A 16,480-nucleotide genomic window follows, 5' to 3' on the forward strand; every position below is an offset into this window, starting at 1 on the left:
AAGGGCGCGCTTACGAGTTTGCCCGGCAGGAGAAAAACGCTCGACATTTATCTCGTAAACAGAAACAAGCTTCTCATTACGCCCTCACGAGACGGTGGTGAACTCATGCAGCAAAAGGTTGAAACGGTCCCGGTGCTCGAATGCGCCGCCGGCCGGGAGATGACCGCTCTGTATAAAAACAATCTCGGCAAGGAGGTGCTCGGCGCTTCCATGTGCATCCCCGCACTGGGCTGGACGCTGCTCGCCGAGATCGGCACGGAAGAGGCATTCGCCCCGGTTGAAGCATTAAAGGACCGCATCATCGTCTTGAGCCTCGTGATCGGACTGTTTGCCTTTTCCCTCGCCTATCTGCTCGCGAAGGAGTCGCAGAGATCTGTCCACGCGGAGAAGTCCCGCCTCGAAGCGCTCATCCGGGGCATGAAAGAGGGGGTCGTCTTCGCGGATGCGCTCGACAACGTGGCGCTGCTCAATCCCGCGGCCGAGAACATATTCGGGATAACGAGCGTGGAATTTCTGGGCGATCAGCTCCTGCACTGTTACCGGTGCAACATAGAACAGTTTGACGATAAAATCCAGGCGATCAAGGAGGGAAAGCTGGCGTTCTTTGCCGGAGAGACCGTCCACCGGGACAGACAATTCGAGATCACGATTTCGCCGATCAAACGGAACGCGGACTACCTCGGCACGGTCATGGTCCTCCACGATATTACAGAACGCAAACGGATGGAAGAGGCGCTGCGGGAGACCGGCGAATCCCTCCAGGCGATCATCCAGTCCTCACCCCTCGCCATTATTGCCCTCGATCCGTCCGCGAACGTGACGGCGTGGAGTAAGGCAGCCGAGCGCATTTTCGGTTGGAGCGCGTACGAAGCGATTGGGCGTTCCCTGCCCATCGTTCCTGACGACAAACAGGCTGAGTTCCAGGGATTGTGCGAGCGGGTGCTTCAGGGCGAACTGCTCTCCGAGTTGGAGGTGCGCCGGCAAAGGAAGGACGGCTCGCCCATCGAGGTCAGGATCTCGGCGGCGCCGCTCTATGACTCGAAGGGAAACGTCAGCGGTATTATGGCGCTCCTGGCCGACGTTACCGACCAGAAAAAGCTCGAAGAACAACTCCGCCATGCGCAAAAGATGGAGGCGGTGGGCCAGCTTGCGGGAGGCATCGCCCATGATTTCAATAATATCCTGACGGCGATAATCGGGTATGGAAGTATTCTGCGGATGAAGATGCGGGATGACGACCCGTTGAGACTCAATGCCGAACAGATCCTTGCCTCATCGGAGAGGGCCGCTAATCTGACGAAGAGCCTCCTTTCCTTCAGCAGAAAGCAGATACTGAACCCGAAGCCCGTCAATGTAAACAGTATAATAACAAGAGTTGAAGGACTCCTGGCGAGAATAATCGGCGAGGACATTGACCTCAAGACTGAACTGAGCGATAACGATTTAATCGTAATGGTGGATGCCGGTCAGATGGAGCAGGTTTTGATGAACCTCGCGGCCAACGCGCGGGATGCCATGCCTGACGGGGGTCTGCTGACCATTGAGACCGAAATTCTGCAACTGGATAAGGAATATCAAAAGACCCACGCCTATGGAGAACCTGGTGTATACGCTGTCATTTCCGTGACCGATACGGGTATCGGCATGGATGAAGAGACCCGGAAAAAGATCTTTGAACCTTTTTTCACGACCAAAGAGGTGGGGAAAGGCACGGGCCTCGGTCTCTCAATGGTATATGGGATGATAAAGCAGCATAAGGGCTATATCAATGTCTATAGTGAATCCGGGAGAGGAACGACATTCAAAATATATCTGCCGCTGATAAAAGCAGAGGCTGATGAAGAAACAAGTTTAATGGCACACACGAGTATGATGGGCGGAGTGGAGTCCATCCTGCTGTCGGAAGACGATGCAGATGTCAGAAAACTCACGAAAAACGTGCTTGAGGAGGCCGGTTATACGGTCATCGAAGCAGAGGACGGCGAGGAAGCGCTGAACAAGTTCAAGGAGAATGAAAGCAGCATCCGTCTCCTTCTCCTTGACGTGATAATGCCGAAGAAAGACGGCAAGGCGGTATACGAGGAAATACGCAGGACCCATCCTGCGATTAAAGCGCTGTTCATGAGCGGCTATACGGCAAACATCATTCACAAAAAAGGGATCCTCGAAAAAGACCTGAATTTTATTTCAAAACCCGTTGCCCCTGCCGAACTCCTGCGAATGGTGCGGAATGTTCTGGATACATGAGCAGAGAAAAGCGCGCGTACCGGTCTCATGTGATAATCCCATTTATATCATCCGTTGTGCCGTCTTGTCGGCATGAACGTTTCATAACAGTGTTGATGAAATTACTATGAGTTTGGAAATCCATATGTGTGAGAGGTCTTGGGAAAGATTTTCGGAGAGTCTTTAGACAAGTCTTTTTCGGTGCATGTACGCACCTGCAAAACATCTTCCTGGTTTTCAATTCGTATGGTGATCATGAAATCTTCTCTTGTAGTCGAAGAGTTCTTACGCCGCTTGCCGGGTTGCGAATAGCCTGCCCCAGCATGCCTGGAGCAGGTACTTTGCCCGACGCACTTTTCTGCTTGACGGTGCCCTTTCCATGGGTGACCCGAATGGTCTCTTAGCCCGAGAACTCCTCCGTGCGGATGTTGATGTCGCTGACTCCCGCTTCCTTCAGTAATTCACTCATCGCATGCACCATTGCCCGTGGGCCGGCGACGTAGTACATGGGGAGCGTCAGGTCGCCAATGGATTTCAGGAGCATGGCTTGGGTGATGAATCCGTTCTCTCCATGCCACGCGCGGCTTGACTTTTCCATCTGCGCCATCGTGCCGATAAAGGTGTAATTCGGATTTTCCTGCTGAATTTCCATCAGCTCGTCCAAAAACGCCGCATCTTCCGGCCTGTTATTGGCATAAAACAGGAAAATCTTGTGGGGAAGCTTGTCGTGAGCGGCTTGAAGAACGATACTTCTGATCGGGGTAACTCCAATGCCACCCGTGAGGAATACGGCGGGAATGCTCGCATTGTTGTGGAGCGTGAACAAGCCGTAAGGAGCGTCCAAGGTGAGTTCCGTGCCAGGCTCCATTGTTTTTAACACCCGCTTGAATGCGGTATCGCGCATCCGGGTCGCAAACATAAGAAAATCTTCGTACGGCGCGCTCGCCAGTGTAAATGCTCGTACGTTGCCCTCGGCGTCAGTTTCAGCGGGGTTGATCAGTGTCCAGCTGGCGAATTGGCCGGCTTTGTAGGCAAATCCCTCCGGCTTTTCAAAATGAAACGCCATTGTTCCGGCAGCGATTTCGTGTTTGCTTGTTAATTTTACTTTATAGATTGGCATGGCGCAATTCTCCTTTGCGTCGGGTTTCGCACAGCCTGCCCCGGCATGCTTCAGGCAGGGGCTCTATCCGACCAACGCACTACGCACTGCGTTTCGGCTTTTTCAGAGCATTTATTCTGAACTTCAAGTACAGCTCTTCGACCTTTGTTCTCGCCCAAGGGGTCCTTCTCAGGAACTGCAGGCTGGACTTGATACTCGGGTCATTATTAAAGCATCTGATATTGATGATCTGCCCCAATTTTTTCCACCCATGATGTTCCACCAGCTGGTTCAGCATCATTTCCAGCGTGACACCGTGAAGGGGATCTTTCTGTTGTTGGTCGTTCATAACGGTCAAATTATTGATAATGAGTTGAACCGACTTGTCGGCTCGAACTTGGCGACGCCGCAAAAGACAGGCTTCATTATATTACTCTATTTTCTTTAATCCCGCAAAAAACTTCGCGAACTCCTCCCGATCATCGGTGATCCGGCACTTCGGGACCGATCTCAGGAACCACTTGCCGTAGCCTTTGGTCATGATGCGCGAGTCAAGCACGGCCACGGCCCCACGATCGGTCTTGGTGCGGATGAGCCTGCCGAAGCCCTGGCGGAAGAGCAGCGCCGCCTGCGGGACCTGATATTCGAAGAAGGGATTTTTAAGCCGCTCCAGGCGTGCTTCAATAATGGGTTCGTCGGGCACGGCGAACGGCAGCTTCGCGATCACGACGCACTGAAGCGCGTCGCCGGGGATGTCGATGCCCTGCCAGAAGGAGGCCGTGCCCATGAGCACCGCGGTCGGCATGGTTTTGAACTGCTCGATCAGCCGGTAGGGCGGCATCTCTCCCTGGCACAGGAACCCGAGCTCGGGCAGTTCCCGCCGAAGCGTCTCCGCGCTCTTCCTGAGCTGGCCGTAGCTGGTAAACAGCACGAGCGTTCTTCCCCGCGTCACGGAGAGAACGGCGCGGAGTTCGGCGTCGAATTTTTCCTGATATCCTCTCGCTTGCTGATCTTCAAGGCCGGAGGCGATGTAAAGCAGTGCCTGGTTCTCGAAGTCAAAGGGCGAGTCGAGAAGCAATTCCATCGGCGCATCCAGACCGAGCCGGTTCTTGATATAGGTGAAGGCGCCCGCGGCGGAGAGCGTGGCCGAGGTGAGCACGACCGTGTCCGTTTTTCCAAAAAGGTTTTCCCGCAGTGTTTCAGCAACGTCGATGGGAGAGGCAACGAGCCGATACCGTGTGTTCTCGCGCTCGGCCCAGTACACGAAGCCATCGGCGCTCTGCTGGAGGTTTACCCGTACCGCGGTTGCAAAGGACTGCGCCCGGTTGGCCAGGGCCTTGATCTCGAGTTCCTCCTCCTGGGTCCCGGCCTTGAGTTCGAGAAGCGCGTCCCGGAGCTCCATGAGCGGTTCGCTCAGGATATCGGGCACGATGTTCTTCCGCCTGATCCTGAGCGCGGGTTCTTTGATGAGCAGAGGCTGGAGGTTCAAAAAGAAGTTGTCCGATATGACGCGGAGGCCGTCAACCATGCCGTGCGCGACGTGCGTATCCGGGTCCTGTATGGTGAGGCGCGTGAGCAGGCCCCTGCGCGTGCGCTGGCTCAGGAGCGTGTCCAGGAGGTAGCGGATCGAGAAGTTCGTGACCTCGACCCCGAGATAGTCCGTCGCCACGTCCTCGATCTGGTGCGCTTCGTCGAAGACAACGACCTTGTGCAGGGGCAGCACATTGCCGCCCGTTGCCAGGTCGGCAAAGTAGAGGTGATGGTTCGCTACGAGGATATGCGCCTGCTGCTCGATCGCCTTTGCCTTCAGATAGTAGCACTCTTTATAGAACGAACAGTCCTTGCCGAAGCAGAGGTCCGCCTGCCTGCATGCCTTGCCCCAGAGTCCCGGTGGAGGCTCGATGTCGAGCTCGCTCCGGAGCCCGGTGCGCGTCATGGTGGACCAGGCAAAGAGACGGTTCAGGGGCTCGATCTCGTTCTGCTCATACAGGTTGCCGATGCGGAGGTGGTCAAATCTGCGAAGGCAGAGGTAATTCTCGCCGCCCACGCAGAGCGCGTAGCGGAAATCACCGAGCACGGACCTCAGGAACGGCAGGTCCTTGTCCACGAGCTGCTGCTGGAGCGCTTTGGTATACGTCGCCACCACGGCACGCTGGTTCTCCCCGCGCGCCCGGAGGACCAGGGGCACCAGGTAGGCCAGGCTCTTGCCCACGCCCGTGCCGGCTTCGACGATCAGATGCGTTTTATTCTCGAGCGCCTGCTCCACGGCAACGGCCATTTCACTTTGCTGGGGACGGTGCTCGAAGGCCTTTTGCATGGCCCGCGCGATCATTCCCGTTTCCCCGAAGATCTTCAAGGCATTCATCGAAAAACAGAGTAACACGGAGACCGGAAGAATGCAAATTCAAGTTGTACGATCCCGGTTTACCCGCCTTTTTCTTGCGCAAATCCATTTGTTATGTTAGTATTGCAAGCGGTATGCGCACACTTTTTGCACTCATGGTTCTCTGTTCTCTTTCACTGCCGGTCAACGCAGGCGCCGTTGGAAATGGACTGACCGTCAACAGCGTGAGGCACGCTTCCTATGCTACGTTCACCCGGCTCGTTTTTGAAATAGAGGCCGCGGCGCCCTATGTTCTGATACGCTCGACCGATGGGCGCAGTGTAACGCTGAGTTCCTATGACGGCCCGTTCCTGCTCAAAACACCGCTGCCGATGGTCCGTGACAGCGTGGTGCTCGGCCTGGAGCTGCGGGTAGAGGCGGGGAGGACCGTGGTTGGCGTCCGCCTTGATGGAACGGCCGGAGCGGTCAAGGACTTCGTGCTTCGCGGGCCCGACCGGATCGTGATCGACATCGCGAAGGGAGCGGCGGCACCGGTCCCGGTCCCTGCGTTGCCGACGAAAAAGCAGACGGTGATCGTGCTTGATCCCGGTCATGGAGGCAAAGACACGGGCAGTGTTGCGTCGCAGGGAGTGGAGAAAACGCTCGCGCTGGACCTCGCTCTTGCGATCAGGAATTCGCTGCAGAAGGATCCGCACCTGAAGGTGGTCCTGACCCGGGAAAAGGACCAGGCGCTCACCCTTGACGAACGGGCCGCGGCTTCGAACGCCGCCGGTGCGCTGCTTTTTGTGAGCATCCACTCCTCGACGGGTACTGGTTCGCGGGTCTTTATCCAGGACCTGCTTGATGAGCCGGAACCGCAGACGGTCCGGCCCGTGAGCGGTGATTTCCTCGGCTACGAGGCCGGGAGCGAACAGAAGGAGTTGCTCTGGGGCAGACAGCAGGCGGCACATGCGCGGGAAAGCGGGGTCCTCGGCCGGGAGCTTGCGCGGCAGCTTGTTGGACAGGACAGCGCCGAGCCTGTGCAGGCACCGCTGGCGCTGCTCAAGGCCGTGGACGCGGCAGCGGTCATGATCGAGACAGGCATGGATACGGACCGGGCGCAGGCGGCCGCGGCGATCGTGAAAGGGATCGAACGGTATGTCAGAGAGAACTGACCGGGGCATGCAGAGCAGCCGGCTGCTATTCGGCGTGGCGGTCATCATCGCCGTCCTTGTCGCGTCAGGGGGAGGGTTGCTCTGGCTGTGGATGGGCTCTTCCAATACGGCCCCGATCCCGGCGGAGCAGGACCGGCAGCTCGCGCAGCAGTTGCTGCGCGATGAGCCGCTTTCGATCACGCTCTATTACCCCCATGAGGGGATGCTTGCGACGGAATCAACGGTGGTGAAGCGTCAGCCCGATACACAGTCGCTGGCGCGGGCGGCGCTTGAAGCCCTGTTCGCTGACCAGCGGGTCGCGCTGGAGCCGGTGCTGCGGGACATCAGACTGCGGGAGCTGTATCTTGACGGTTCCGGCACGGCCTATGTCGACCTCACGCCGGGCGCGCGAAAGGACGTGCGCGCGTCGGCGTGGGAGGAACAGCTGGCGATCTACGCGCTGGTGAACACGCTTCTGCAGAATTTCGAGGAGATCAAACAGGTCAGGCTGCTGCTCGACGGCACGGAAGCGCAGACCCTGGCGGGGCATATTGATCTGTCGAGGACGTTCGCGAAACGGATGGATTTGGTGAAACAGTAAACGGCATTATCTCTCGCAGAGGCGCAGAGTTCGCAGAGAAAAGCTTAAAATATTCCGGGTAAAACCAAGACTGAAAGATTTTGATTAAACTCTGCGTCCTTTGCGTGCTCTGCGAGAGACGCCCTTTTAGTTCCGGCTTGTCCGGGTTAGATCCTTAAACGTTGCGCGTGTTGCGTCTTTGCGAGACAACGAATTCATCATGCAAAAAGCGATCGGCATATTCGATTCCGGTATCGGCGGTCTCACGGTTCTCAAGGAGATCGTGGCAAAGCTTCCGGACGAGAACATCATTTACCTCGGCGATACGGCCCGGGTCCCCTACGGCATCCGCTCGGCTGAGACGGTGACGCGCTACAGCTTCGAGAACACGAACTTTCTTCTGTCCCAGGAGATTAAGATGCTTGTCGTTGCCTGCAACACGGCGACGGCGGTCAGTCTCGATGCGGTGAAGAAGGAGTTTCCGCTTCCCGTCATCGGTGTGCTCGAACCCGGAGCCCGTGCCGCGGTCGCGGCCACGAAGACCCGCAAGGTGGGCGTCATCGGCACCGAGGCCACGATCAACAGCGGCGCCTATGAGAAGGCCATCAAGCGGCTCGCGCCCGATGTCAAGGTAACGAGTCTTGCCTGTCCGCTCTTCGTGCCGCTGGCTGAAGAGGGATGGACGGACAACGACGTGGCGGAGCTGGTTGCTGAAAAATATCTTGCTCCGTTCCGAAAAACAGGCATTGACATGCTGGTGTTGGGCTGCACGCATTATCCGCTGCTCAAAGCGGTGATCAGCAAGGCTGTCGGTCCCGGGATAACGCTGATCGACTCGGCGACCGAAACGGCCAAGGAAGTGGCCGATGTGCTTGAGAAACTTAAATGGCGGGGGAGCGGAAAAGGCGAGGGGATCCGGAAATTTTATGTGACCGACACGCCGGTGCGCTTCGAGATGATCGGCAAACGGTTTCTCGGCGATTCGCTGCTTCACGCGGAGCAGGTGAAGGTGGGAGGAGTGTAGCGCAGCTTTCGACCGCAACCAGATCAATCGATAGCATGAAACGGCTGTGATGTCCGTATCGGTGAACGTCTTTAAGACGAATGCAACCTTCGAACGAGAAAAGGGTTCAAACAGCTATGCAACCATGCCACGTTTTGCGGAGAAACAATATGCTGCACCGCGGCAGCCCGGCCATGATGCCGTACAGGGGGAAACGGATGGAAGTCCGATAAGGTGAACGCGATGAATAAAGAATGTGAACGGACAAGAAAAGCGCTCCCTGCTTATCTGCGCGGACATGTGTTTCGGACCACGCGGGTCAGGATCGACCGGCATCTGCAAGCCTGTGTGGTTTGCAGATCCGAGTTCGAAGCGCTCAAGAGCATGGAGGAAACCCGTCAGCTCCTGAAATACATCGACTCGCCCGAGGGTGTCGCGCACCGGGTGAAGGAAGGCGTTTCCGCGCTTACAAAATTCAAGAAGCTCCTGTATCGGCCGTTATGGCTCGCGGGGATCGTCCTTGTTGCGGCGGGAGTCACTTATTATGCCATGCAGCCGCGTCAGCTGGATATTGAAATTGAGAACATCGTGAAGACCGCGCCGGCAACCACCACCTCAATTCCAGCGGCAGAGCCGATAAGAGAGGCATTGGTGGTGACGAAGCCGGTGGCCAGCGTGCAAAGGCCTGTGACGCAACCTGTCTCCACTGCGGCCGTGGAACCGCTCGCGGTGAGTATTACGCCGAGTAATGAGACCATCTCAATGCAGCGGATTAATGAGGTTATGAGCGGGCATGGGGAGCTTCGGAAGTTGAAGTTCAGCGACACTGAACGGCGGCTGTCCGGCACGCTGACCGCGCTGGAACTTCTTACGTTCTTCGACCGGATCGGTGAAGTGGCAAAGGTGCGCTATGATCGCAAGCGCTTTAAATCATTCCCCGCCGACCAACAGGTCCCGTTCGTGTTGACGCTGAAAGCGGTTCCCAAAACCATTGAAAAACCAATAACGGGGCCGCATGCGGTACAGAGCACTCAAACGCACACATCTGCCTCGACCGCGGCCCCTTCTCCGCTGGTGACCGCTCCCGCAGCCTCAGCCGCGCGGTAGGGTGGCGGGAAACCGGCATCCCCGAGGCGCAGCGGACCTGATCGCTGACGGAGAAACGGATCTCATACGACGATGTCCCTTGACAGAGCATACCGGGAAACCATTGACTATCTCTATGCGCTCCAGAAGCACGGGATCAAGCTTGCGCTGTCCAACAGCTTTGCGCTGATGTCGCTCATGGGAGACCCGCACCGGAAGTTCCGGTCCGTGCATGTCGCGGGCACGAATGGGAAAGGGTCGACGTCTTCGTTTATTGCAAGCATGCTGCAGGCTGGGGGATATCGCGTCGGGCTCTATACTTCTCCGCACCTGGTCAGTTTTGCTGAGCGGATCAGGATCAACAATGTCCTGATCACCGAGGCAAAGGTCGTGGAGCTTGCGGGCCGCGTACGGGACGCCTCACGGAAGGCCTCGCTCAATCCCACGTTTTTCGAGGTTGCGACCGCTCTGGCGTTCACCTACTTCGCGGAAGAAGGCGTGGACATTGCCGTGATCGAGGTCGGGATGGGCGGCAGGCTGGATTCCACGAACGTGATCACCCCGCTCGTTTCGGTGATCACCAACATTGAGCTTGAACATACTGAGTTCCTGGGGACCATGCTCACGCAGATCGCCGGAGAAAAGGCGGGCGTCATCAAGCAGGGGGTCCCGGTGGTGACGGGAGCGATGCAGCAGGAGGTCATCACGGTCATCGAGCAGGAAGCCGCGGCCCGCACGGCCGGGGTCTACCGGTTGTCTAAAGATTTTATGCAGGTCCCGGTCGCATCACCGTTGGCGCAGGTTTTTGATTATCGGGGGATCGAGACCTCTTACGAAAAGATACGGATCAACATGCTCGGCGGGTATCAGGTGGACAATGCCTGTCTTGCCCTGGCGACAATCGAGTGTCTGCGCAACACCGGGATCATCGTGGACGAGGCCGCTGTGCGACGCGGTCTTGAGCAGGCCCGCTGGGAAGGGCGTTTGGAGCTTGTGGCGCGCAAGCCCGATATCTACCTTGATGGGGCGCACAACCCGGCGTCGGCCCGGAAGCTCGCGGCGACGGTCCGGGAAATGAAACACGCGTACCGGCGGACCGTCCTCATCATCGGCATTCTTCAAGACAAGGATTGGCAGGGGATCATAGCCGCGCTGGCTCCTCTTGCCGATCACGTGGTAGTGACGAAGCCACAGTATTCACGGGCAATGGAGGTCCGGGCGCTTGCATCGGCAATACGGAAGCTGCATGGCTCCGTTGAGACCGCGGAAACGGTCGGTGAGGCCATCGCATTGGCCGGGGATAAAGCATCTTCGGATGATCTTGTGCTTATCACCGGTTCACTCTATGTGGTAGGCGATGCGCGGGCGGTGTTCCACCCGGAAGCGGACCTGTCCGGGGCGCTTACGGGGCTGAAGGGATGAGGTGCAACAATGCGGAATGCGGAGTGTGGAGTGTGGAATGCGGGATGAAGAACTGAAGAGTATCCGGGGATGATGGGTCGCATCGTGTTCATAGCTGTTGTGGTCCTATTCATCGCGATGCTGACGGGACCGTCCCGACACGCCTGGAGCGAGGTGCTTCCGAATAAAATCCCTGTTACCGTGACGGCGGACACGCTTGATTATGACAGGACCAATGACCGGTATATTGCGGTCGGGCATGTGAAGATTGAGCAGGAGGGACTGCGGCTGGAGGCGGACAAGGTCGTGCTGGACAACAAGACCGGCGAGGCCGTGGCCGAGGGAAAGGTTTTCCTGCAGGACAAGGGCGATGTCATGCATGCCGAGAAAATGCAGATCAATATCAATACCCGGGGCGGCCTTATCTCGAACGGCGATATCTTTATCAAGAAGGAAAATCTCCATGTGAAGGGAAACGTGATCGAGCGGCGCTCTGAGACCGTTTACCATGTTGAGCAGGGAACGATCACCACCTGCGACGAGGAAGAATGGTTCCTGAAGGCGGACGTGCTGAACATCGACATGGAACGGTATGCTACCGGCAGAAGTTTGTCATTCAATGTGGCTGGCGTGCCGGTGCTTTATACGCCCTACTTTCTCTTTCCCGTGCGCAGGCAGACCGGCTTCCTGCTGCCGGCGGATGTCGGATACAGCAGCCGCGACGGTGTTTTCACGGACAACGCGTTCTTCTGGGCCATCTCGGATTACAAAGACATGACCATCTATTCTGATTACCGGGCGCGGGTCGGGCATGGGACCGCTGTTGAATACCGCTATATGAATTCCCGGGAGTCCATGGGCCAGGCGTATTACAAGTTCTTCGACCAGTACCATACCGGCGAATCGCGATGGAATTTTCAGTTCCAGCACCAGGAAGAATTTGCCGAAGACCTCTCCGGCCGTGTGGATATAAACCTGGTGAGCGATGAGCACTACTTTTACGACCTCGACAAGAAGCTTGAGAACAGGTCTAAACCGTATCTCGATTCGAACGCTTTCTATGTGGAGCGCTGGAACACCGCTTCGCTCTATCTGATGGGACAGTATTCGATCGATCTCACCCGGACCAACGAAAAGACGGTGCAGAAACTGCCCGAACTGCGCTATACGATCTACGATGAAACGCTTGCCGGCCCCCTTCACCTGAGCTTTGAGGGGTCCGCGGCGAATTTTACGAGGCAGGAAGAGGACGGCGCGCGGCGCGTGGACTTCAACCCGCGGTTGATCGCCACGTTCGGCAGCAAAGGCCTGAGCATTACGCCGAACGCCGGCGTGCGGGCCACGTTTTATGATCGAAGCGCCACCACGGTCGAACCGACTGAGCGAAAATATTTTTATGCGGGGACTGATGTAAATGCCCGCATTTCCCGGGTGTATGGAATTGATGGCGATGCCGGGATCGGAAAAGTGAGGCATTCACTGGAACCGACGATATCCTATAACTATGTACCCCATGTGGAGCAGGGAAACATACCTCAGTTCGATTCTGTGGACTCCGCGCCTGAGCAAAACCGTGTGAGTATCGCACTGATCAATCGGGTCACCGCACACTACAAAGAAACGAAGGATACCCCGAATTATACGACCTTTGACGTGATGGTTTTCAGGCTCTCCCGGTCCTATGACTTTAACATAGCGCGGGAGCCGGAGAGTGTTGCCCATCCGGGCTCAGAGGTGCTCGGAGAACTTTACCTGAGGACGCCAAAAATGTTCAGCATGTCGGCGACCGGTAGTTACAATGCCTATGACCATGTCGTATCTTCTCATTCCGAAAGCGTGGGTTTTGCCAAGGGTGTGGTGTCGCTGAACCTCACGCACTCTTTTATACAGGGAGGGGCGGAATACCTGATCAGCGGGGGAGGGCTGAAGTTCAGCAAGTGGAACCTGCACGCGCAGGTGGCGCGCGATATCCAGAACAAGAAGACCATGCAGGAGGAATACCTTTTGCACTACGCGTCACAATGCTGGGGATTAAGCATGACATATACTGCCATGCCGGGTGAATACCGCTATACCGCGATGGTAGACTTGAAAGGCCTTGGCAGCAGGGGATTGAAATGAGGGACCGGGAGGGTGATGGCGTGGGAGACGAGATCATTGTCCTGATTACGACATCGACCACGGATGAGGCCGCCAAGATCGGGACCGCGCTGGTGGATGGGCATCTTGCCGCCTGCGTGAATATCGTGCCGGAGGTGCGCTCCCTGTTCTTCTGGGAAGGCAAGACGCGGGATGAGCGGGAGACCCTGCTCATTTGCAAGAGCAGGCTGCCGCTCATGGAGCAGCTTGTTGCGCGGGTGAAATCGCTTCACTCCTATACCGTTCCGGAGGTGATCGCGCTCCCCATTGTCGCGGGTTCGCGAGAATACCTGGACTGGGTGAAGGATGCTACGAAGCAATGATTCCACCGCTTTTATCCGTGTCAAGGATTTTGACCTGGTTTTTCCTGGTTCAGGCTTAGGATGTCTGATAAAGAGATCGGGAAACGATTAAAGTCTATCTATCGGTTGCTCCTCGAGGCTTATGGACCCCAGCACTGGTGGCCCGGCGATACCCCCTTTGAGGTGCTGGTGGGCGCGGTGTTGACTCAGAACACTGCATGGGCGAATGTAGAAAAGGCCATTGCCAACCTCAAGCATGAACGGGTACTGACGTTCTCACGCATGATCAATATAGCACCGGAAAAACTGGCTTTACTCATACGGCCAAGCGGTTATTTCAACATCAAAACGAAGCGTCTCCGGCACCTGCTCTTGTTTATCCACTCCCAGTACTCCGGAAGTCTTTCAACAATGTTCGCAGCTGATCCCGCATGGTTGCGTCAACAGTTGCTCGAAGTGAACGGCATTGGTCCGGAAACAGCCGATTCGATCCTGCTGTATGCGGGAGAAAAGCCGTTCTTTGTGGTTGACGCTTATACCAAGCGGATATTCAGCAGGCAGGGATTGATTTCGGGTAATGCCGATTACCGCGCGATACAGGATTTTTTCATGGAAAACCTGTCTCGCGACACCCGGTTTTATAACGAATATCATGCCCTGATCGTCCGAATCGGAAAAGAGCATTGCAAAAAAGTGAGGCCCCTCTGCAACGCTTGCCCGATTCGCTCGCGGTGTCGCAGGCGTGTGCAAGTCTCGAATACGTGATGCGTGGTCGACATGGGGAAATAACGCGTAACCTATTGTTATTCTACTAGTATTACTGAGCAAATAAACGAATAAATGCTTGACAATTACGCTCTACTTGTGTAAGATTTACTAGGTATTTATGCCGGTTCCCGGAGGGTTGATGAGGGTAAGAAATTCAAGAAAGATGCTGAAAAAAGAGTATTTTACCATTATGTTCCTGCCCGGTCCGAATTCACGGGTTCGAACACTGAGTATTTCCAAGTCCGCTCTCAAGTCAGTTTTCCTTTCTTTTGTGGCGGTGCTTGTCCTTTCCCTTTATCTGGTATACGAATATAACGATGTAAAAGACAAGGTCTGGGAATTGCAATCAGTGCGCGAAGAACTGATGCAGCAGAAGGCGCAGGTACAGAGTTTTGCACTAAACCTGCTGGATTATAAACGCCAGATGTTCCTGCTTCGTGACCTTGATACCAGACTGCGGCGTGTCGTGAGCCTCGGTCCCCGGGACAAGGCTCAGCAAGTGCTCGGCATTGGCGGACCTGACGAACTCGGCCTTCAGAACCTTGCCACCCTGGGTGAGAAAAAACAGGCAGAAGCACTGAAAGAGATGCACCAGGAGTTGAGCCAGCTGAAGGGCGCCGCATCACGGCAAGAGGCTAGTCTTCAGTTGCTGATTGAGTATTTTGAGGACAAACGGTCCCTGTATGCTTCAACACCTTCGGTATGGCCGGTCCGTGGATGGGTTACCTCACCCTTCGGGAACCGGACCTCGCCGTTCAGCGGAATCCTGAAGTTCCATGAAGGCATCGATATCGCGGCCCAGACCGGGACGCCGGTCATGGCGCCGGCAGATGGCGTGGTGATCAAGGCGGGTTTCAGCACCGGGTACGGCAACATGGCTGAGATCAGCCATGGATACGGCATTAAAACGATTTTTGCCCACAATTCGCGGCTGAACGTCAAAGCAGGTCAGCGGGTTAAGCGCGGCGACGTGATCGCCTACCTGGGCGATTCAGGTTCGAGTACGGGTCCGCACCTTCATTACGAAGTGCGATTGAACGGACTGCCGGTGAACCCGATGAGATACATGAATTAAGAGGTTGTGTCGCGAACATTCATGCCCATTGTTTTTCATCTACACAGATCCTTGGTTGGCCGGGGGAAAGAGCGTGGGGGGTCGGTTAAAGCTCTTTCCCTTTGTACGTAAACCGTGTCTCATTGTTTGTATAATAATGCCAAGGTTTTCAACAACGGAAACAAACAAGGAGGGTGCAATCAATATGTCAACAGGGAAAGTGAAGTGGTTCAATGAATCGAAAGGGTATGGCTTTATCGAACCGGATGGAGGCGGACGCGATGTGTTCGTGCATTACTCGGCGATCCAGGGAGAGGGTTACAAGACGCTGTCCGAGGGGCAGCCTGTCGAGTTCGAAATTATTCTGGGGGATAAAGGCCCTCAGGCCTCAAATGTTCTGAAAGCGTCCTAACAACTATTATACGTGTTATACACTGCGTACGCGCGGACAATTCCATACACTGAGTGAAACCCCGAAGGTCCCCATCTTCGGGGTTTTTTGCATCCAATGTATGAATTTACGCGAAGAGTGCTCTCATCCGCATTGCTGGTATTGTCGATAATAAGTCCATGGAGACGAAGAGGGATGAAAGAGGGAGAGGGTGAGCATTTGCACTTCACAGAATCTTGTTCATGTCGAACATTGCTTCGATTGCTACGTTTTCTTCACCAGGGACTTGAGTCGCTGATTGACCAAGTTGAAATGAGAGACGATAAGGAGGTTATGACGAGGATGCCAAGACATTATTCCCCTGTTACTGCCTTTTTCCTGGCCGAGTGTTGTTCAAACAACACCTCTTTCATCAAGGTGCATGCCTCAATGACCTTAGGGTTCGACACACGGTAGTATATATTGACTCCTACCCGACGTGAGGTCAGGATTCCTTTATGCCGCATTACCGCGAGATGCTGCGAGACATTCGCTTTTGAAGCACCGATGGCAACCACGAGTTCGGTGACCGTCTTTTCCCCGGTCCCAAGGGTGTTCAGGATCTCGATCCTTTTGGGGTTGGTCAGGGTCTTGCAGATCTCGGCCTGCATTTCGTATAATGATTTATCGGTCAAAAGTGTTTTCATAGCCAGTTGTTAAACTTCATTAACAGATGTTAATAGACATGATGATACCATAGAAGCGTTGTTATGTCTATACATTATACGACAATGATCATTACTTGCATCAGCTATTCCATACTATTCCCCTTCATGGTTTTGTTTGTAATGTCAAAATCTCTGCTTTTAATTTTCTAATTTCTTGTACATCTCAATCAGTTACATCGAAAAAGCTTGCCTCCCCCCAGAAAATCAGCTAAAAGTAGTGTTCAGACAGCTTTAAGGGAGAGTGCAC

The 16,480-nt window shown here is 55.4% G+C and carries 15 protein-coding genes; 11 read left to right on the forward strand and 4 right to left on the reverse strand.

The genetic code is table 11. From position 1 onward, the window contains the following. A partial coding sequence (locus tag M0R70_16215) for a PAS domain S-box protein (GenBank protein ID MCK9420903.1) occupies positions 1 to 2,247 on the forward strand: 2,247 nt, incomplete at its 5' end. Between the two features lie 379 nt (positions 2,248 to 2,626). Here M0R70_16215 and M0R70_16220 read toward each other — a convergent pair. From M0R70_16220 to M0R70_16230, 3 genes are all read right to left on the reverse strand, one after another. Further along, positions 2,627 to 3,346, reverse strand: a complete 720-nt coding sequence (locus tag M0R70_16220; protein MCK9420904.1) for an FAD-dependent oxidoreductase — start codon at positions 3,344 to 3,346, stop codon at positions 2,627 to 2,629. 79 nt (positions 3,347 to 3,425) lie between these two features. Beyond that, positions 3,426 to 3,674, reverse strand: coding sequence for a VF530 family protein (locus tag M0R70_16225; GenBank protein ID MCK9420905.1), 249 nt, complete (start codon positions 3,672 to 3,674; stop codon positions 3,426 to 3,428). A gap of 81 nt (positions 3,675 to 3,755) precedes the next feature. Next, a complete protein-coding gene (locus M0R70_16230) occupies positions 3,756 to 5,681 on the reverse strand; it encodes a DEAD/DEAH box helicase (GenBank protein MCK9420906.1) in 1,926 nt (641 codons plus the stop codon). Between the two features lie 122 nt (positions 5,682 to 5,803). On the opposite strand from M0R70_16230, the gene M0R70_16235 reads away from it, so the two are divergent. The 10 genes from M0R70_16235 (at position 5,804) to M0R70_16280 (ending at position 15,547) form a co-directional block, all read left to right on the forward strand. Beyond that, positions 5,804 to 6,823 (forward strand): N-acetylmuramoyl-L-alanine amidase, encoded by a 1,020-nt coding sequence (locus tag M0R70_16235; protein MCK9420907.1) that lies wholly within the window; start codon positions 5,804 to 5,806, stop codon positions 6,821 to 6,823. After that, positions 6,807 to 7,403, forward strand: a complete 597-nt coding sequence (locus tag M0R70_16240; protein MCK9420908.1) for a GerMN domain-containing protein — start codon at positions 6,807 to 6,809, stop codon at positions 7,401 to 7,403. The genes M0R70_16235 and M0R70_16240 overlap by 17 nt, the downstream gene beginning before the upstream one ends. 196 nt (positions 7,404 to 7,599) lie before the next feature. Further along, the gene (murI, locus tag M0R70_16245) at positions 7,600 to 8,406 is read left to right on the forward strand and encodes a glutamate racemase (protein ID MCK9420909.1); all 807 of its coding nucleotides are present in this window, start codon (positions 7,600 to 7,602) and stop codon (positions 8,404 to 8,406) included. A gap of 222 nt (positions 8,407 to 8,628) precedes the next feature. Continuing rightward, positions 8,629 to 9,492: a zf-HC2 domain-containing protein gene (locus M0R70_16250; GenBank protein MCK9420910.1), complete on the forward strand. Its 864-nt coding sequence runs from the start codon at positions 8,629 to 8,631 to the stop codon at positions 9,490 to 9,492. A 72-nt stretch (positions 9,493 to 9,564) separates the two neighbouring features. After that, positions 9,565 to 10,893: a bifunctional folylpolyglutamate synthase/dihydrofolate synthase gene (locus M0R70_16255; GenBank protein MCK9420911.1), complete on the forward strand. Its 1,329-nt coding sequence runs from the start codon at positions 9,565 to 9,567 to the stop codon at positions 10,891 to 10,893. Positions 10,894 to 10,962: 69 nt separating this feature from the next. Beyond that, on the forward strand, positions 10,963 to 12,993 hold the full coding sequence (gene lptD, locus M0R70_16260; protein ID MCK9420912.1) for an LPS assembly protein LptD: 2,031 nt from the start codon (positions 10,963 to 10,965) through the stop codon (positions 12,991 to 12,993). Continuing rightward, positions 12,990 to 13,334 carry a divalent-cation tolerance protein CutA gene (locus M0R70_16265; GenBank protein MCK9420913.1) on the forward strand — a complete coding sequence of 115 codons (345 nt, stop codon included), beginning with the start codon at positions 12,990 to 12,992 and terminating at the stop codon, positions 13,332 to 13,334. Before lptD ends, M0R70_16265 begins: the two co-directional genes overlap by 4 nt. Before the next feature lie 60 nt (positions 13,335 to 13,394). Then, a complete protein-coding gene (locus tag M0R70_16270; GenBank protein ID MCK9420914.1) occupies positions 13,395 to 14,078 on the forward strand; it encodes an endonuclease III domain-containing protein in 684 nt (227 codons plus the stop codon). 142 nt (positions 14,079 to 14,220) lie between these two features. Beyond that, a complete protein-coding gene (locus M0R70_16275; GenBank protein MCK9420915.1) occupies positions 14,221 to 15,156 on the forward strand; it encodes a peptidoglycan DD-metalloendopeptidase family protein in 936 nt (311 codons plus the stop codon). Between the two features lie 184 nt (positions 15,157 to 15,340). Next, on the forward strand, positions 15,341 to 15,547 hold the full coding sequence (locus M0R70_16280; GenBank protein MCK9420916.1) for a cold-shock protein: 207 nt from the start codon (positions 15,341 to 15,343) through the stop codon (positions 15,545 to 15,547). A 332-nt stretch (positions 15,548 to 15,879) separates the two neighbouring features. Here the strand turns inward: M0R70_16280 and M0R70_16285 are convergent, their stop codons facing one another. Beyond that, positions 15,880 to 16,212, reverse strand: coding sequence for a metalloregulator ArsR/SmtB family transcription factor (locus M0R70_16285; protein ID MCK9420917.1), 333 nt, complete (start codon positions 16,210 to 16,212; stop codon positions 15,880 to 15,882). Positions 16,213 to 16,480: the final 268 nt, after the last annotated feature.

It is taken from the genome of Nitrospirota bacterium (assembly GCA_023229435.1).
Taxonomy (GTDB): Bacteria; Nitrospirota; UBA9217; order UBA9217; family UBA9217; genus JALNZF01.

Bases quoted from the DNA above. Each gene is read 5' to 3' on its own strand.
- M0R70_16220 (MCK9420904.1), bottom strand. From the start codon at position 3,346: ATGCCAATCTATAAAGTAAAATTAACAAGCAAACACGAAATCGCTGCC.
- M0R70_16225 (MCK9420905.1), bottom strand. From the start codon at position 3,674: ATGAACGACCAACAACAGAAAGATCCCCTTCACGGTGTCACGCTGGAA.
- M0R70_16235 (MCK9420907.1), top strand. From the start codon at position 5,804: ATGCGCACACTTTTTGCACTCATGGTTCTCTGTTCTCTTTCACTGCCG.
- M0R70_16240 (MCK9420908.1), top strand. From the start codon at position 6,807: ATGTCAGAGAGAACTGACCGGGGCATGCAGAGCAGCCGGCTGCTATTC.
- M0R70_16250 (MCK9420910.1), top strand. From the start codon at position 8,629: ATGAATAAAGAATGTGAACGGACAAGAAAAGCGCTCCCTGCTTATCTG.
- M0R70_16255 (MCK9420911.1), top strand. From the start codon at position 9,565: ATGTCCCTTGACAGAGCATACCGGGAAACCATTGACTATCTCTATGCG.
- lptD (MCK9420912.1), top strand. From the start codon at position 10,963: ATGATGGGTCGCATCGTGTTCATAGCTGTTGTGGTCCTATTCATCGCG.
- M0R70_16265 (MCK9420913.1), top strand. From the start codon at position 12,990: ATGAGGGACCGGGAGGGTGATGGCGTGGGAGACGAGATCATTGTCCTG.
- M0R70_16270 (MCK9420914.1), top strand. From the start codon at position 13,395: ATGTCTGATAAAGAGATCGGGAAACGATTAAAGTCTATCTATCGGTTG.
- M0R70_16275 (MCK9420915.1), top strand. From the start codon at position 14,221: ATGAGGGTAAGAAATTCAAGAAAGATGCTGAAAAAAGAGTATTTTACC.
- M0R70_16280 (MCK9420916.1), top strand. From the start codon at position 15,341: ATGTCAACAGGGAAAGTGAAGTGGTTCAATGAATCGAAAGGGTATGGC.
- M0R70_16285 (MCK9420917.1), bottom strand. From the start codon at position 16,212: ATGAAAACACTTTTGACCGATAAATCATTATACGAAATGCAGGCCGAG.